Origin of the sequence: Harryflintia acetispora (assembly GCA_004340125.1) — a bacterium.
Classification (GTDB): Bacteria; Bacillota; Clostridia; order Oscillospirales; family Ruminococcaceae; genus Harryflintia; species Harryflintia acetispora.
This window is the reverse complement of record SLUK01000006.1, coordinates 98,022-113,682: the sequence shown is the minus strand read 5'-3', so window position 1 is coordinate 113,682 and position 15,661 is coordinate 98,022. Positions and strand designations below refer to the sequence as shown.

Sequence of the window (15,661 nt, the reverse complement as noted above, 5' to 3'; positions counted from 1 at the left end):
GGGGCCGGAGGAGTCCGGGATTTCCATAAGTATGATTATATCCATTTCACTTGACTTTGACAACACTTTGCCGGTGTTGATGGAGGAATTTAAATGAAAACTGCGCTATACAATCTATTGCAGCAGACGGGGGACCTGACCTGGCAGACCATTCTGATCAACCTGGCCATGGCCGCGGTCATGGGGCTTGTCATCTTCCTGTCCTACCTGTACACCCACGCGGGCACCGTCTACAGCCGAAAATTCAACGTCTCGCTGGTGATGCTCACCGTTTTGACCACCACCGTCATGACGGTCATCGGCAACAACCTGGCGCTTTCCCTGGGCATGGTGGGCGCTCTGTCCATCGTGCGTTTCCGCACCGCGATCAAGGATTCACGGGACACGGCCTACATCTTCTGGACCATCATCGTGGGGATCTGCTGCGGCGCTGGGGATTACCTGGTGGCCGCGGTCGGCTCCGCGCTGGTCTTCGTGCTGCTGCTGATTTTGGGCCGGGTGCGCAACGACGAGCGGATGCTGCTCATCATCCGCGCCGCGCGCACCGCGCAGGCGGAGGTGGAATCGGTGGTCTACCTGTACTACTCCACCTTTGCCAACCTCAAGGTCAAGAACACCACCCCGGATACGGTGGAGCTGATCTACGAGCTGTCCCGCAAGGCCCTGCGCAACGCCGGGCACAAGAGCGAGTCGATCACCGACCGCCTCTATGCGGTCGGCCGGGTGGAGTACGTCAATCTGGTCGCCCAGAGCGACGAGGTCAGCGGTTAAGGAGAGATTGCCATGCGCAGAGCACTGTGCGGCCTGCTGGCCGCCGCCGGCGCGGTGGTGCTGGCCCTCGCCGTCTCCGGGTACAGCCGCAGCCATCTGGAGCGCTATCAGCAGCACCTGCAGGCGCCCGGCCCCTCGGCGGACATGCCGAAGATCACGGAATTTCATACCCACCTGCCCATCGTCACCCTCGACGCCGGGGGTCAGGAAATCCCCGGCGAAAAGCGGGACGGCAGCACCCTCCTCGGAACGCTCCGGGTGGTGGACGGCGGCGCGGGGGACAACCGCCCGGGCGATCCCCCGGCGCTCGAGAGCGGCGTTCTGCTGCGCTACCGGGGCAACTCCTCGCTGCACTTTGACAAAAAATCCTTCCGCCTCAAGCTGGTGGACGGGGCGGGAGAGCGCGATTCCCACGAGATGCTGGGCATGCCCAAGGAGGACGAGTGGATTTTAAACGGCCCCTTCCTGGACAAGACCCTCATGCGCAACTATATGCTGATGAACATCTGCGGCCAGGTGCTGGAGAACACTCCGCAGGTGCGCTTCTGCGAGCTCTTCGTGGACGGGGAATACCGGGGGGTCTACGTGATGATGCAGAGCGTCTCGCGCGCCCAGGCAGGGCTGGCAAAGTCGCCCCAGAACCGGCCCGACACCTCCTATATTGTCCGCCTGGACCGGGGCGGCAGCGTGGAGCTCGACAACTTCTCCCTGTACACCCTGCGCACCCAGAGCAAGCTCAACGTGGTCTACCCCTCCGGCAAGACCTGTACGCCCGAGCAGGCAAAATACATCGAGCGGGACGTCAGCCAATTTGAAAAGGCGCTCTACTCCCTGGACTACGACGACCCAGTGCTGGGATACGGCGGCTATATCGACGTGGATTCCTTCGTCGACTACATGGTGCTCAACGAGTTTTTCCAAAACTACGACGCGGCGCGGTACTCCACCTATCTGTGCAAGCCCCTGGGCGGGAAGCTCTCGATCGGCCCGGTGTGGGACTTCAACAACGCCTTGGACAACTACATCGAGACCGCCTACGACGCCACCGGCTTCGCCTTCCCGGACGATCTGTGGTACTTCATGCTGCTCAAGGACGAGCGCTTCACCCAGCGGGTGATCGACCGCTATCGACAGCTGCGGCGCACGGTGCTCTCCGAAGAATACCTGCTAAGCTATGTGGACGACGTGGCAGCCTACCTGGGCCCGGCAATCGAGCGCAACTTCGCGGTCTGGGGCTACACCTTCAGGCCCGAGTACGGCCTGCTGGAGCCTGCGCAGCGCAACCTTGACAGCTACGGGGCGGCCCTCGCACAGATGAAGGACTTCCTGCGCCGGCGGGGCGACTGGCTGGACCAGAACATCGAGCTGCTCCGGCAATACTCCCACCCCTCCGCCGTCAAGAAATTTCAGCACTGAGAAAGGAAGTGGCCGCCCATGCGCAAATTCCTCATCCTGTGTGCCGCCGCCGTCCTGGTGCTGCTGGCCGGGAACTATCTGATCTACCACACCAGCTACTACATCGACTGGCGTCCGGACGAAGCCATATCCAGCTTCACGGGCACCAGCGGCAGGGAAATCCTGGTGGACCGGGGGGACGGCCCCGCGCCCTTTGAAATCCGCGGGGTGGATCTGGGCGTCGGCAAGCCGGGGCACTTCGCCACCGAGTTCGCCATCACCCGCGAGGAATACCTGCGCTGGTTTGGGCAGATCCAGGAGATGGGGGCCAATACCGTGCGGATCTACACCATCAACTCCCCCGCCTTCTACGAGGCCTTCCTCGAATACAACCAGGATAATCCCGACCCGCTCTACCTCATCCAGGGCCTGTGGGTCAACGACTATTCCCAGAACTCGCACATCGACGCCTACGACCCGGATTTCCTCGACCCGCTGCTGGAGGACGCCAAGCGGGTGGTGGACGTCATCCACGGCCGCCGCAACGTGTCCTACGACCCGAACCGGGGCAACGGGCGCTACCGCTATGACGTGTCAAAGTGGGTGCTGGGCTACATCCTGGGCGTGGAGTGGGAGGACCTGACCGTGGCCTTCACCGACCATATGCGGGAGGAATCCGCTCCCTACCGGGGAACCTATTTCTACGCCACAGACGAGGCCACCCCCTTTGAAAGCATGCTGGCCAGACTGGGGGACACCGTGGCCGCGTACGAGGCCGGGCGCTACAAGCAGCAGCGGCTCATCGCCTTTGCCAACTGGCCCACCACCGACCCGATGACCTACGATGAGGAAACCTCCAGGCTGTTTCTCAAGTTCGCCGAGGTGGACGTGGAGCAGGTCAAGACCACCGAGGCCTTTTGCTCCGGGCAGTTCGCCTCCTACCACGTCTACCCCTACTATCCCGACTATCTGCGCCACAGCCCCGACCTGGCCGGATACCTGGACGAAAAGGGGCAGAGCAACACCTATCGGGCCTATCTCAAGACCCTCGCCGACCACCACGCCATGCCGGTGGTCATCTCGGAGTTCGGCGTGCCCTCCTCGCGGGGGATGGCCCAGGTGGATTACGGACGGGGCTACAACCAGGGGGACCTGTCCGAGCGCGCGCAGGGTGAGGCGATCGCCGCCTGCTACGAGGACATCATGGCCGCCGGCTGCGCCGGGAGCGTCATCTTCACCTGGCAGGACGAGTGGTTCAAGCGCACCTGGAACACCATGCACGCGGTGGACCTGACCCAGACCGCCTATTGGAGCGATTACCAGACCAACGAGCAGTATTTCGGCCTGCTCTCCTTCGACCCCGGCAGGGAGCGCAGCGTCTGCTACGTGGACGGGGACGACGAGGAGTGGGCCGGCAGCGCCCCCGTCAGCGAGGGGGAAGGGCTCTCCCTGTCCGTCAAATATGACGAGAAGTACCTTTACTTCCTCGTGCGGGGCGCGCGCGAGGACCGGGCGGTCTATCTGCCGATCGACACCACGCAAAAGACCGGCTCGGCCGTCTGCGCCTCCCCCGCCCTCTCCTTCGACCGGCCGGCCGACTTTTTGGTGGTGCTGGACGGGAGCGGCAATTCCCGGGTGCTGGTCCAGGAGCGCTACGACTGTCTGCGCGCCATGTACCTCCACCAGGTGAAGGGGCTCGACCCCTACGAGTTCCCGCCCGCCGCCGACACCCCGGACTTTGTGCCCATCAGGCTCATTTTGCAGGTTTCTCCCCTCTTTCCGAGCGTGGAGCAGCCCAAGATGAACATGCCCACCTACGAGACCGGCAAGCTGGTGCACGGCAACGGCAACCCGAACAGCGAAAACTTCCTCTCCCTGGCGGACTTCTGTTACGGCGAGGGGTTCGTGGAGCTGCGCCTGCCCTGGCAGCTGCTCAACTTCTCCAATCCCTCCGACATGGAGATCCACGACGATTACTACGCCCACTACGGGGTGGAAAACCTGCGCCTGCACAGCCTTTGGGCGGGCGTCGGCACGGGAGAGGGAACCATCGAACTGGGTGAAACGCCCCTGCGCGGCTGGGGCAACAAGGTCACCTATCATGAGCGGCTCAAGGATTCCTACTACATCGTGCAGGAGATGTGGGCCGCAGGGGAGGCGGCGTCATGACCTCCGGCTGGATCTGGACTCTGCTCAACCTCTATCTGCTCATCAGCCTGTGCGCCATCCTGTTCGATTTATGGATCATGCTGACCGCCTCGCACCGCCAACGCGCCCGCGGCCGGCGGGAGGCCCGCCTCAAAGCCCTGCTGGAAAGGCAGCTTTCCCTGCTCGGGCAGGGGCGCGAGCAGGAGGAAGCCACCCAGCATAAGCTGTACCGCCGGCTGCGCTCGATCGGCGACGTGCTGGCCTTTTGCGTCCTGGCGGATGCTTACAGCGCGGACGGGGACGCGCGCTTCGCCCTGTGGGTTTCCCGGTCGGGCGCGATGTTCGGGCGGCTGTGCCAGTACTATGGCCGCAAGCAGAAGATGTACCGCGCCTCCTTCGCCTGGCTCTTGGCCTCCTGCCGGCAGGACATCCCGGCCGCCCTGCCCTTCCTGCTCGCCTGCACCGCCCAGCGCGGCTCGATCTATTGCCGGGAAAACGCCCTGACCGCCCTGTACCGGGGCGGGAGCGTCAAAGGGGTGGTCCAGGCCCTCAAGCGGATGAGCCGGGAGGATGTGCATCACAGCCAGAAGCTGCTCTGCGACGGGCTGCTCTCTTTTAAAGGAGACCGCGAGGAGCTTTGCGCCCAGCTCTGGGGGCAGTTCGGCTCCTTCACGCCGGACATCCGCCTGGCGCTGGTGGACTTCATGCGGCTGCTTGGGGCGGACTACTGCCGGGAGCTGCTCCCCCTGCTGGACGACCCCGCCACCGACGATGAGCTGTGCTACGCCATCCTGCGCTACTACGGGCGCTGCCGCGACGAAGGGGCCTACCGGCGCATGCTCGCCTTCCTGGAAAAGCCGCGGGGCGGCCTGTGGGAGTACGCGGCGGTGTCGGCCTCCGCGCTGCGCGCGTATCCCTGCGGGGAGACGGTAGACGCCCTGCTCGAAGCGCTGGGCGCCCACAACTGGTACGTGCGCTACAACGCGGCGGAGAGCCTGGTGTCCATGGGATTGCCCGAGTCGGCCTACCGCCCGGCGCTCGAGGGCGAGGACCGGTACGCGCGGGAAATCCTGCAATACATGCTGGAGCGCCGCCAGCTCTCGGGCGCCGCGCCCGAGACCCGGAAAGGAGGCAAAAGCCTTGTCGTTTCTTGAGACCCTCACCCAGGGCGTGAATTCGTTTTTCCTCCTTTACATGCTGGCTTATTCCAGCGTTCTGTTCCTCTCGGTGATCGTGGGGGTGGCCCAGATCGCCAGGCGCAGCGAGCTCATCGAGATGCGCAACTCCTTCCGGCACGAATATTACGTCCCCATCACCATCATCGTTCCCGCCCACAATGAGGAGCTGACCGTGGTGGACACGGTGCTCTCCCTGCTCAGCCAGAACTACCGGCTCTATGAGATCATCGTGGTGGACGACGGCTCCACCGACGGCACTGCCCAGAGGCTGATCGAGCACTTCCAGATGGAATGCGTGCAGCGCCCCATCCGGCGGCGGGTGCCCTGCAAGGAGGTGGTGAGCGTCTTTGAAACCCAGGGGCAGAAGGTGCCCCTCACCCTCATCCAGAAGCAAAACGGCGGCAAGGCCGATGCGCTCAACATGGGGATCAACGCCTCCAAGTACCCTTATTTCATCGCCATGGACGCCGACTCGGTGCTCGACGACGCCCTGGAGGCCATCGCCAAGTATGTGCTGGAGGACGACCGCACGGTGGCCGTCGGAGGGCTGGTTCGCATCGCCAACGGCGCGGTGCTCAAAAACGGGAAGCTCGTCAGCTACCGCCTGCCCAAAAACTTGTGGGCCATGCTCCAGGTCATGGAGTACGACCGCTCCTTCCTGGCCTCCCGCATGTTCTTCGACCTCTTCAACGGCAACCTGATCATCTCCGGGGCCTTCGGACTCTTCAAAAAGGAGACCGTCATCCAGGCCGGGGGCTACGACACCAATACCATGGGCGAGGATATGGAGCTGGTGATCCGCCTGCATGAATACTGCCGGGCCAGCCGCCTGCCCTACTCGATCAAATACGCCTCGGACGCGGTGTGCTGGAGCCAGGCCCCCTCCACGCTGGGGGATTTGAGGAAGCAGCGCCGCCGCTGGCATATCGGCATGTTCCAGTCCATCGCCAAGCACCGCAGCCTCATCCTCAACCCCAAGTTCGGACCGGTGGGCACCTTCTCGTTCCTCTATTACATCCTCTTTGAGCTGCTCTCCCCGCTGATCCAGATCGTGGGCCTCGCCTTCGTCGGGGTGGCCTACTACCTGGGGATGGTCAACGTCCCCTTCATGCTCGCGTACTATCTGTGGAGCCTGCTCTTCGGCGCGGTGCTCTCCATCGCCGCCTTCTTCACCCGGGTGTTCACCTTCCGCACCAAGCTGCCCAAGGGGGATTACCTCAAGGCGGTGCTGGTCTGTATCCTGGAAAACTTCGGCTACCGGCAGCTCATCGCCCTGTTCAGCCTCTCCGGGATTATCGGCTACCGAAAATACTCCAAAAATTGGGGACGTATCCAGCGCACCCGTTTTGGCGGGGATGAAAAGGGGGCCTCGGCATGAGGGAGGTACTACGCTACGAGCGCAAATTTCTGCTGCCCCAGGAGGAATACTTCCGGCTGCGCGGGCGCTTCGAGGCGCTGCTGCACAAGGATGCGCACACCGGCCGGGACGGCTACACGATCCGCTCCCTATACTTCGACACCCTGCACGATGCCGACTATTTTGAAAAGCTCGACGGCGTGCAGCTGCGGCGCAAGCTGCGGCTGCGGCTCTATGATCCTGCGGCGGACTTCGCTTTTTTGGAGCTCAAGCAAAAGGAGGGTGAATATCAGCTCAAGCGCTCGCTGCGCCTTGGGAGGGAAGCCGCCCTGTCCCTTTGCCGGGGCGTATACGCCCCGCTGCTCGACCTGCACGACGAATTCGCCGACGAATGCTACGCGCTGCTCACCATGCGCGGCTACCGGCCCAAGGCGGTCATCGAGTACCGGCGGGAGGCCTACACCGCCCGGGAAAACGACACCCGGATCACCTTTGACCGGGACATCCGGGCCAGTGAAAGCTGCCTTAGCCTGTTCGACCCCCGCCTGGCGCTCTATCCGGTGATGAACCAGGGTCAGGTGGTGCTGGAGGTAAAATACAACGGCTTTTTGCTGGAGTACCTCAAGGAGCTGGTCAGCGGGTGCGAGCGCTCCCAGGTCTCGGCGAGCAAATACTGTATGGGGCGGCTGGCGAGCTATGGCTTGATCTGAACATAACGGAGGGGTATCCATGAAAACGAAACGAATTATCTGCCCGGTGCGGCCGATATTGCGCTGAACCGGGCTCCAATATGGCTGCACCGTTTTTGTTAAAAAACAAAAAAGGAGCAGTAAAAATGAATAAAAAAACTTATAAAGCGCTTTGGAAGGCGGAGGAATCCCACGCCTTTCAGGGCTGGGATTTTTCTTATCTCGACGGGCGGTGGGAGCTTAGCGACCCGCCTTGGGACTACCGGGCGCTGGTGCTCTCCCTGCTCGGGCCGCATGAGAGGCTGCTCGACATGGGCACCGGCGGGGGCGAATTCCTGCTCTCGCTCCATCACCCGTACGCGCTGACCAGCGTCAGCGAAGGGTACCCTCCCAATGTCGCGCTCTGCCGCCGGGTGCTGGAGCCGCTGGGGATCACGGTGGGAGAAGTGTCCGGGGATGATTGCCTGCCCTTCGCCGGCGATTCGTTCGACCTCGTGATCAACCGCCATGAGGCCTTCTCTCCCGCCGAGGTTTGCCGTGTGCTGCGCCGCGGCGGATATTTTCTCACCCAGCAGGTGGGCGGGCAGAATAACCGCGACCTCTCCGAGAGGCTGATCGAGCACTTTCAGCCCGCCTTCCCCCATCATACCCTGCAAAATAACGTGCACGCGCTCGAGGGGCAGGGATTCGAGATTTTGCGCGCGCAGGAGGCCTTCCTCCCCGAACGCTTTTACGACGTCGGGGCGCTGGCTTTCTATTGCCGGATCATCAAGTGGGAGTTCCCCGGCTTCTCGGTGGACGGCTGCTATGAACGGCTTTTGGCGCTCCAACAGCAACTCGAAGCGGGCCGGCCAATCGAGGGGACCGCTCACCGCTTTCTGATCCTTGCCCACAAGAAATGAGCACAAAAAAGGCCGCTGTGGAATATCCACAGCGGCCTTTTCATTTTCCCATTAGGCCTTCCCGTTGCAGCCGCAAACCGTCATCTTCTGTTTGACCAGCTCCTTGACCGCCTCACGCGCCGGGGTGCCGTACTTCTTGGGGTCGAACACCTTCGGATCCTTTTCAAGATACGCCTTGACCGCCTCGGAGAAGGCGACGCGCAGCTCGGTGGCAAAGTTGATCTTCGCAATCCCCTTGCGCACGCCCTCCTGCATGACCTCGTCGGCCAGCCCGGAAGCGCCGTGCATCACCAGCGGAATGGAGACCACTTTGCGGATGTCCGCCGCGCGGTCCAGATCCAGCTTGGGCGCGACCTTGTAAATCCCGTGCGCGGTGCCGATCCCGATCGCCAGCGAGCTGACCCCGGTGCGCTCGACAAACTCCACCGCCTCCTTGGGGTCGGTGTACTGGTCGTCCACCCCGACCACGTCGTCCTCCTTGCCCCCGACGCGCCCAAGCTCGGCCTCCACCGGCACACCAAAGCTCTTGGCGTAGTCCGCGACCTTCTTGGAAACGGCGATGTTCTCCTCGAACGGGAGCGCCGAGCCGTCGATCATCACCGAGGTGTAACCCGCCGCTATACAGGCGCAGCAGAGCTCATAGCTCGAGCCGTGGTCGAGATGGAGGGCCACCGGCACGTCGGTCTTCTGCGCCTCGGCCTTTACCATGCCGGCGAACATCTCGGGGCTGAAATATTTGAGCGTCGAAGAGGTGGTCTGGATGATCACCGGGGCGCGCAGCTCATCGGCAGCGCGCACGATCGCCCAGACCATCTCGGCATTTTCCGCGTTGAACGCGCCGATGGCGTAGCCGCCGTCCCGCGCGTCGTCGAGCATTTTTCTGGTGGTAACAAGCATTGATAATCCTCCTGTTATTTTAAGGTGATGTATGCGTCCAGTCCGGTGGGCGCATCCGGGTTGCCGCCGATGGCCAGCGCGTGCGAAAGAGCGATCATCTGGCAGACGTAAATAAACGGCATGCCGAACGCCTCGAAGCGGTCGATCCCCTCGATCTGCACATGCAGCGCGGCCGAGCAGGGGTTCCCCGCCGCGTCGCCCACCGTGACGACGGTGCCGCCGTGCTTTTTGAGGTCCTCGACCATTGCGTATTGATAGCTGGTCTCGCCCGGCTGCAGCAGCAGGATGGTCAGCGTCTTCTTTCCATTGAGCACGATCGGCCCGTGGCGGTAGTCGAGCATGTTGAAGTACTTGCCGGGCACCAGCGCCACCTCGGTGAAGGCGAGCGCGCCCTCCTCGGCGATCCCGCAGAGCGGGCCGTCGGCCAGCACCACCACGTCGGAAAAGTCGTTTTTGCCGATCTCCTCGAGGGACGGGCGCCACTTCTCCTGATGGGCCTTGTTGCTCCCCGCGGCGGCCTTGACGGCGGCTTTCAGGCCCTCGTCGCCGTAGCAGATGGCGCACAGCTGTAAGGCGCTCGCGTAGAGAGTCGCCACCGTGCGGGTCTGGCAGACGCTGTTGTCATAAGCCCAGGGCAGCACGATCGCAAGGTCGGAGAGACCGGCCGCGTCGTTTCCTTCCTTCATGGTGATCGAGACCACCTTGACGCCCGGCTCCTTCTTCATGATCGTAAGGCCGCGCACAATCTCGCTGGTCAGACCCGAGCGGGAGAGCGCGACCACGATGGCGTCCCTCACGGTCTCGCGGTAGTAGCCAGGGTTCACCAGGTAATCCCCGCCGGCGAGCGCCACCGCACTGGTCCCCGGACGGGCGATAAAGAGCCGTTCGCAGCTCTTGGCCAGCATGTTGCTCGAGCCGCAGCCGATGAAGACGAACTTGCGGCTTTTGTTCTCCTCAAAAAAGCGTTTGATTTCCTGCTCCTGGCTCTCGATCTGCTCATACGAGCGCATGAGCGCCTCCTGGGTGCCCATGATTTCCTGTTCGGTCAGATACATCTGCGCTGCCTCCTTCGACGGTCGGCCGTACCCCTGTGCGGGTCGGGCAAAGTTTGTTATAACATTATATTCAATATACCATCCGCCCGGCCGTTTTGTCAACCGCTTACCGGCAGGTTTCGGGCCCCTTTTGCAGAATTTCCCCGCAGAGGCCGATCAGCCTGCCCAGCCGCTCCTCATACTCCGCCCTTTGCAGGGCGCCGCCTGTTCCCGCTTCGTCGAGCAGGACCTGCCGCCGCGCCCCGCGAAGCTTCTCCAAGAGCTCTTTGCGCGTCGGGACATACTCCCCGGTGCGCAGAGCATGATCCATGCGCAGCAGGAAGAAGGCGGATTTATAGAGCCCGCACAGCGCCTGCGGCTCCAGCTCCCCGAACAGGAGGGTGTGGCAGGCGGCGTGATAGAGATTGGCTGCCCCGACCTGCACGCAGGCGAGCTCGTCCTCCCGCCCCAGCGGCGGCAGCAGGGCCAAAAGATCGCCATAGTACCCCTTGGTATCCCGGCTCAGGGCAACGAGATCGTAGCCCGGCCAGCCCCGCAGCTCGCGCAGCCCGCAGATGAAGCCGCAGGCGAGCCCGCCCTGCGGCATGCCGCGCAGGAGGGAGCGGTAGGCCGCTAGGTCCTCTGCCTCCACCCTGTCCAAAACCACCACCACGTCGATGTCGCTGTCCTCCCGCGCCTCGCCGCGCTGCCGGCTCCCCTGCAGCCCAGCGAAGAGCAGACGCTTGCCGAAGCGCTCCGACAGCTTCCGGCACAGCTCCCCCATCCAGGAAACGACGTCCAATTCCATCACGCACACTCCTTTCACCATTTTGTCTTCCCCATCCTATCATACCGCATCCGCGCCCCGACGGCAACCACACCACCGTAAATCCCCGGATTTATTATACTGTTTGTAAATAATCAGATTGTCATTTCTCGACATAAAATTTAAAATATTATGCGGTTTAATTGTTGTAATTTACGGTTTGTTCATATTTATCCCTTGTCCAATCCCGGAAATATCTGCTATACTATTCGTATAAGAACAATTTTCTGACGAAAGGATGAGGTTTATGAGCTGGCAGGAGGAACTGAAACAGAACATTACCACAGCGAAGGAGCTTTCCGGGCTCTTAAACTGCACCCCGGAGGAGCAGCAGGGGTTCGCCGAAATTTTGGAGCAGTACCCCATGTCCATCACTCCCTATTACCTGTCTCTGATCAATTTTGAGGACGAGCACGACCCGATCCGGCGGATGTGCATCCCCTCGCTGCACGAGACCGACCTGGGCGGTTCCTTCGACACCAGCGGCGAGGCGGACAATACCGTAATCGTCGGGATGCAGCACAAATACCGCCAGACGGCGATGGTCCTTTCGACCAACCAATGCGCGATGTACTGCCGGCACTGCTTCCGCAAGCGCCTTGTCGGGCTGTCCGATGAGGAGGTTGCGCGCTACTTCGACGATATGATCGGTTATATCCGCGCGCACGGGGAGATCAGCAACGTGCTCATTTCGGGTGGGGACTCCTTCCTCAATTCCAACGCCGTCATCGAGCGGTATCTCGGCGCCCTGTGCGGCATCGGGCACCTCGACCTGATCCGCTTCGGCACCCGGGTACCGGTGGTCTTCCCTTCCCGGATCACCGGGGATGGGGAGCTTTTGGACATCCTGGGGCGCTACAGCCGTAAGAAACAGATTTACGTAGTCACCCAGTATAACCATCCTCGGGAGCTGACCGAAGCGTCCCTGGCGGCGGTGCAAGCGATTCGGGAGCTCGGGATTCCGGTGCGCAACCAGACGGTGCTGCTGCGCGGGGTCAACGACACCCCCGAGACGCTGGGCGCGCTGCTGCGGGGAATGACCCGAAATGGAATTCTGCCCTATTACGTCTTCCAGTGCCGGCCGGTGACAGGGGTAAAAAACCAGTTCCAGGTGCCGCTGCGGGAGGGCTACCGGATCGTGGAGGGCGCCAAGGTCCTGCAGAACGGCCAGGGCAAGTGTTTTCGCTACGCGCTCTCCCACCGGAGCGGAAAGATCGAAATTCTCGGCGAGCTGGACGATGAGCGCATGCTCTTCAAATACCATCAGGCCAAGGACTCAAAGAACGCCGGCCGGATTTTCTCCCTCCCCGTCAATGAGCGGGACTGCTGGATCGACGAGTGCTACGGCGAATAACGATACAGAAAAGATGGCCCGTATTCCAAATTACGCATAAGAAAGTTGGCAGGCAGCAGATGGAATCTGCTGCCTGCCAACTTATAAAGGACATGGCGTCAACTCCCGCTCTAAAGAAAAAAGGCGTGCCCTGCCGGGTGTGCTCAAAGGGCGCAGGAACAATTCCGCCCCAGAGAAAAAAGGCGCGCCCTTCCGAGAGCACCCATATGAAAGTATTGGAAACACAGCTTTCAATACTTTGAGAAGGGCGCAGCGTCAACCCCCGCCCCGAAGAAAAAAGGCGCACCCTTCCCGGGAGCACCCATATGAAAGTATTGGAAGCGCAGCTTTCAATACTTTGAGAAGGGCGCAGCGTCAACCCCCGCCCCGAAGAAAAAAGGCGTGCCCTTCCGGGAGCACCCATATGAAAGTATTGGAAGCGCAGCTTTCAATACTTTGAGAAGGGCGCAGCGTCAACCCCCGCTCTAAAGAAAAAAGGCGCGCCCTTTAGGACTTCTTTTTGTGTTATAATAGCTATTATACATTTTTAATTTTCAGGAGGCGGGGCCATGTTCACCATCACAGGGCTGAAATACCGCTCGATATTGGATATCCAAAGCCTCACCATCGACCGGCCGGTCAGCTGCATCACCGGCCCCTCGGGCAGCGGAAAGACCACCCTGCTGCGCTGCCTCAACCGGCTGTGCGAGCCGGACGAGGGGGTCATCCTCTACAATGGGATGGACATCGCGCGCACCGACCCTGTCATGCTACGCCGGCAGATCGTCATGCTCGGCCAAAGCCCGGTGCTCTACGACGGCACAATCGGGGACAATTTGCAGATCGGGCTACGGTTTGCACAGAAGCCCGCCGCCTCCCGCGACCGGCTGCTGGAGGTGCTCGCGGGGGTTGGACTGCAAAAATCGCCGGATGAGGAATGCCAGACCCTCTCGGGCGGGGAGAGGCAGCGGCTGTGCCTGGCGCGGGTGCTGCTCATGGATGCGAAGGTCTATCTTTTGGACGAGCCCTCGTCGGCGCTGGACAAGGAAACCGAGCGCTTTGTAATCGAAAACCTGGCCTCCTTCGTGCGCGGGAGGGGCAAGGAGCTGATCCTGGTCACCCACTCGCCCGAGGTGGCCGGGATGTATCCCGGCGCGCAGATCAGGCTGTCGGGCGGAAGGACGGAGGGATACGGGGATGAACAGTAATCAAAGCTCGGTGATGGACCTGCCGGTGCTCAGCCTTGCGCTGGCCTATGTCTTTGTGCTGGTGCTGCTGGTGATCTTCCGCTCCCGCGGGATCCGGCGCGAGCGGCAAATCCTGATCGCCACCACCAGGATGACCATCCAGCTGACCGTGATGGGCTACATCCTGATGTACGTCTTTCAGAACCCGAGCTGGTGGCTCACCCTGATTATGCTGCTCATCATGCTCGGGTTCGCAATTTTCAACGCCCAAAAGAGGGTGAAGCTGCCCCTCTCCCGGCCGCTACGGCGGCTGATGGGGCTCTCGATGCTCTGCGGCTACCTGTGCACCGCGCTCATCTTCCTGCTGCTGGTGCTGCGCATCCGGCCCTGGTTCAATCCCCAGTATTGCATCCCGGTCTCAGGGATGATCATCGGCAACGCGATGACCGGGATCTCCTTAGGCGCCAACAAGCTGTGCAACGGGATGAAGGAACAGCGCCCGAAGATCGAGAACTCGCTGATGCTCGGCGCCTCCCCTGCGGCCGCGGCGAAGGAGATCGTCAACGACGCTTTTGACAGCGCCATCCTGCCCACCATGAACAACATGCTCACCATGGGGATCGTCTCGCTGCCCGGGATGATGACCGGGCAAATCCTATCGGGCACCTTCCCACTGACCGCCATCAAGTATCAGATCGGGATCATGCTGGCCATCCTGGGGTGCACCGCGATCACGGTGGTGCTGTTCGTCACCCTCGGGTACAAGACCTTTTTTACCAGCGGGGCCGCCCTAAAATTGGAGGAAACGGTATGAAAGAGGATTTGAGAGTAAGCGTCATACAGATGGAGGCGCGCTGCGGCGAGACCGAGTGCAACCTGCGCCGGATCGCCTTCTTCGCCGCTCAGGCGCGCCACCGGGGCTCCGCACTCGCCTGCTTCCCGGAATGCGCCCTGACCGGCTACTCCCCGAAGAACGCTGGGGCGCTTGCCCTTCCGGCCGACGGAAAGGAATGCCGCTACCTAGAAGGGCTGGCGCGGCTGCACGCCATCACGCTGCTGGTCGGGATGATCGAGCGCGGGCGGGGAAAGCCCTATCTCACCCAGATGGTATTCGGCCCGCGCGGCCTGATTGGGCGGTACCGCAAGACCCACCTCGGCGCGCGGGAACGGGAATACTTCGCTCCCGGAGACGGGACCCCCGTCTTTCACACGCCAAAGGCCGATATTGGGGTCGAGCTGTGCTGGGACGCACACTTCCCGGGACTGAGCTTTGCGCTCTCGCGCAAAGGGGCCGAGATCCTTTTTGTGCCCCACGCCGCACCGCAGAGAGCAGGAGCGCGGGAAACGATCTGGAACCGGTACCTCCCGGCGCGCGCTTATGACAACCGGGTCTATCTGTGCGCGTGTAATCTTTGCGGGGAGAATGGGCAGGGAACACAATTTGGCGGCGGGCTGCTGATCGCCGGGCCGGATGGGGAGATCATGGCACAGCGGTACTCCCCCACCGCCGGGATGCTCACGGCGACCCTGTCCGCGGACATGCTAAACCGCTACCGCGCGGATGGCGACGGGGAGATGGAAAGCCGGTTCTTCCCGGCCTTTGCGCGGGTGGAGCTTTACGATTAGCCACAGGAAATATCCTCACGCTCGAAGAGGCGCACCAGCCGCTCGATGCAATCGAAATCGTTGAGTGTACCGTCGGCCAGGATCGACTGGATTTCCAGGAGCATGTTGAAGCCCTTCTGGGCCATGACATGCTCAAGGTGCTCCGTGTCGAGGCCGGGAAACTCGACGCGCATGGTTTTCCGGGAAAGAATGTTGATTAAGATTTGATTGATCGGTTCCATAAAATCACCCAGCTTATTTTAGCACAGATCGAACTTGTTTCCTGCAACGCAATTCGCAGTACATTTGTCATGCTGACATCCAGTCAGGACGTTGGTT

Annotated in this window: 15 protein-coding genes; 11 read left to right on the top strand and 4 right to left on the bottom strand. The window is 61.8% G+C overall.

Annotated elements, in window-relative coordinates; genetic code table 11:
• Positions 1–93 precede the first annotated feature (93 nt).
• From EDD78_RS08210 to EDD78_RS08180, 7 genes are all read left to right on the top strand, one after another.
• On the top strand, positions 94–771 hold the full coding sequence (locus EDD78_RS08210; protein WP_079698792.1) for a DUF4956 domain-containing protein: 678 nt from the start codon (positions 94–96) through the stop codon (positions 769–771).
• 12 nt (positions 772–783) lie between these two features.
• On the top strand, positions 784–2,187 hold the full coding sequence (locus EDD78_RS08205; RefSeq protein ID WP_132084620.1) for a CotH kinase family protein: 1,404 nt from the start codon (positions 784–786) through the stop codon (positions 2,185–2,187).
• Positions 2,188–2,205: 18 nt separating this feature from the next.
• Entirely contained in the window at positions 2,206–4,335 is a 2,130-nt protein-coding gene (locus EDD78_RS08200) for a glycoside hydrolase family 113 protein (RefSeq protein ID WP_132084619.1), read from the top strand.
• Entirely contained in the window at positions 4,332–5,468 is a 1,137-nt protein-coding gene (locus EDD78_RS08195; RefSeq protein ID WP_132084618.1) for a HEAT repeat domain-containing protein, read from the top strand. Before EDD78_RS08200 ends, EDD78_RS08195 begins: the two co-directional genes overlap by 4 nt.
• Positions 5,455–6,870: a glycosyltransferase family 2 protein gene (locus tag EDD78_RS08190; RefSeq protein ID WP_286170804.1), complete on the top strand. Its 1,416-nt coding sequence runs from the start codon at positions 5,455–5,457 to the stop codon at positions 6,868–6,870. The genes EDD78_RS08195 and EDD78_RS08190 overlap by 14 nt, the downstream gene beginning before the upstream one ends.
• The gene (locus EDD78_RS08185) at positions 6,867–7,559 is read left to right on the top strand and encodes a polyphosphate polymerase domain-containing protein (protein ID WP_132084617.1); all 693 of its coding nucleotides are present in this window, start codon (positions 6,867–6,869) and stop codon (positions 7,557–7,559) included. Before EDD78_RS08190 ends, EDD78_RS08185 begins: the two co-directional genes overlap by 4 nt.
• Before the next feature lie 125 nt (positions 7,560–7,684).
• On the top strand, positions 7,685–8,440 hold the full coding sequence (locus EDD78_RS08180; RefSeq protein ID WP_132084616.1) for a class I SAM-dependent methyltransferase: 756 nt from the start codon (positions 7,685–7,687) through the stop codon (positions 8,438–8,440).
• Positions 8,441–8,491: 51 nt separating this feature from the next.
• Here EDD78_RS08180 and fba read toward each other — a convergent pair whose 3' ends face one another.
• From fba to EDD78_RS08165, 3 genes are all read right to left on the bottom strand, one after another.
• Positions 8,492–9,337: a class II fructose-1,6-bisphosphate aldolase gene (gene fba, locus EDD78_RS08175; protein WP_132084615.1), complete on the bottom strand. Its 846-nt coding sequence runs from the start codon at positions 9,335–9,337 to the stop codon at positions 8,492–8,494.
• Between the two features lie 14 nt (positions 9,338–9,351).
• On the bottom strand, positions 9,352–10,392 hold the full coding sequence (locus EDD78_RS08170) for an SIS domain-containing protein (protein WP_079698786.1): 1,041 nt from the start codon (positions 10,390–10,392) through the stop codon (positions 9,352–9,354).
• A gap of 106 nt (positions 10,393–10,498) precedes the next feature.
• A complete protein-coding gene (locus EDD78_RS08165; protein ID WP_132084614.1) occupies positions 10,499–11,200 on the bottom strand; it encodes a nucleotidyltransferase domain-containing protein in 702 nt (233 codons plus the stop codon).
• A gap of 244 nt (positions 11,201–11,444) precedes the next feature.
• Between EDD78_RS08165 and EDD78_RS08160 the strand changes: the two genes are divergently transcribed.
• The 4 genes from EDD78_RS08160 (at position 11,445) to EDD78_RS08145 (ending at position 15,343) form a co-directional block, all read left to right on the top strand.
• A complete protein-coding gene (locus EDD78_RS08160) occupies positions 11,445–12,551 on the top strand; it encodes a KamA family radical SAM protein (protein WP_132084613.1) in 1,107 nt (368 codons plus the stop codon).
• Positions 12,552–13,099: 548 nt separating this feature from the next.
• Complete coding sequence (locus EDD78_RS08155) at positions 13,100–13,738, top strand: ABC transporter ATP-binding protein (protein ID WP_132084612.1); 639 nt, start codon at positions 13,100–13,102, stop codon at positions 13,736–13,738.
• Complete coding sequence (locus tag EDD78_RS08150; protein WP_132084611.1) at positions 13,728–14,531, top strand: ABC transporter permease; 804 nt, start codon at positions 13,728–13,730, stop codon at positions 14,529–14,531. The genes EDD78_RS08155 and EDD78_RS08150 overlap by 11 nt, the downstream gene beginning before the upstream one ends.
• On the top strand, positions 14,528–15,343 hold the full coding sequence (locus EDD78_RS08145; RefSeq protein ID WP_132084610.1) for a nitrilase-related carbon-nitrogen hydrolase: 816 nt from the start codon (positions 14,528–14,530) through the stop codon (positions 15,341–15,343). Before EDD78_RS08150 ends, EDD78_RS08145 begins: the two co-directional genes overlap by 4 nt.
• Here EDD78_RS08145 and EDD78_RS08140 read toward each other — a convergent pair.
• The gene (locus tag EDD78_RS08140; RefSeq protein ID WP_132084609.1) at positions 15,340–15,564 is read right to left on the bottom strand and encodes a hypothetical protein; all 225 of its coding nucleotides are present in this window, start codon (positions 15,562–15,564) and stop codon (positions 15,340–15,342) included. The two genes, EDD78_RS08145 and EDD78_RS08140, sit on opposite strands and share 4 nt — an antisense overlap.
• Positions 15,565–15,661 lie beyond the last annotated feature (97 nt).

Coding starts and splice junctions, on each gene's coding strand:
- EDD78_RS08200 (WP_132084619.1), top strand. CDS start 2,206: ATGCGCAAATTCCTCATCCTGTGTGCCGCCGCCGTCCTGGTGCTGCTG.
- EDD78_RS08150 (WP_132084611.1), top strand. CDS start 13,728: ATGAACAGTAATCAAAGCTCGGTGATGGACCTGCCGGTGCTCAGCCTT.
- EDD78_RS08155 (WP_132084612.1), top strand. CDS start 13,100: ATGTTCACCATCACAGGGCTGAAATACCGCTCGATATTGGATATCCAA.
- EDD78_RS08170 (WP_079698786.1), bottom strand. CDS start 10,392: ATGTATCTGACCGAACAGGAAATCATGGGCACCCAGGAGGCGCTCATG.
- EDD78_RS08145 (WP_132084610.1), top strand. CDS start 14,528: ATGAAAGAGGATTTGAGAGTAAGCGTCATACAGATGGAGGCGCGCTGC.
- EDD78_RS08140 (WP_132084609.1), bottom strand. CDS start 15,564: ATGGAACCGATCAATCAAATCTTAATCAACATTCTTTCCCGGAAAACC.
- EDD78_RS08165 (WP_132084614.1), bottom strand. CDS start 11,200: ATGGTGAAAGGAGTGTGCGTGATGGAATTGGACGTCGTTTCCTGGATG.
- fba (WP_132084615.1), bottom strand. CDS start 9,337: ATGCTTGTTACCACCAGAAAAATGCTCGACGACGCGCGGGACGGCGGC.
- EDD78_RS08180 (WP_132084616.1), top strand. CDS start 7,685: ATGAATAAAAAAACTTATAAAGCGCTTTGGAAGGCGGAGGAATCCCAC.
- EDD78_RS08210 (WP_079698792.1), top strand. CDS start 94: ATGAAAACTGCGCTATACAATCTATTGCAGCAGACGGGGGACCTGACC.
- EDD78_RS08185 (WP_132084617.1), top strand. CDS start 6,867: ATGAGGGAGGTACTACGCTACGAGCGCAAATTTCTGCTGCCCCAGGAG.
- EDD78_RS08205 (WP_132084620.1), top strand. CDS start 784: ATGCGCAGAGCACTGTGCGGCCTGCTGGCCGCCGCCGGCGCGGTGGTG.
- EDD78_RS08160 (WP_132084613.1), top strand. CDS start 11,445: ATGAGCTGGCAGGAGGAACTGAAACAGAACATTACCACAGCGAAGGAG.
- EDD78_RS08195 (WP_132084618.1), top strand. CDS start 4,332: ATGACCTCCGGCTGGATCTGGACTCTGCTCAACCTCTATCTGCTCATC.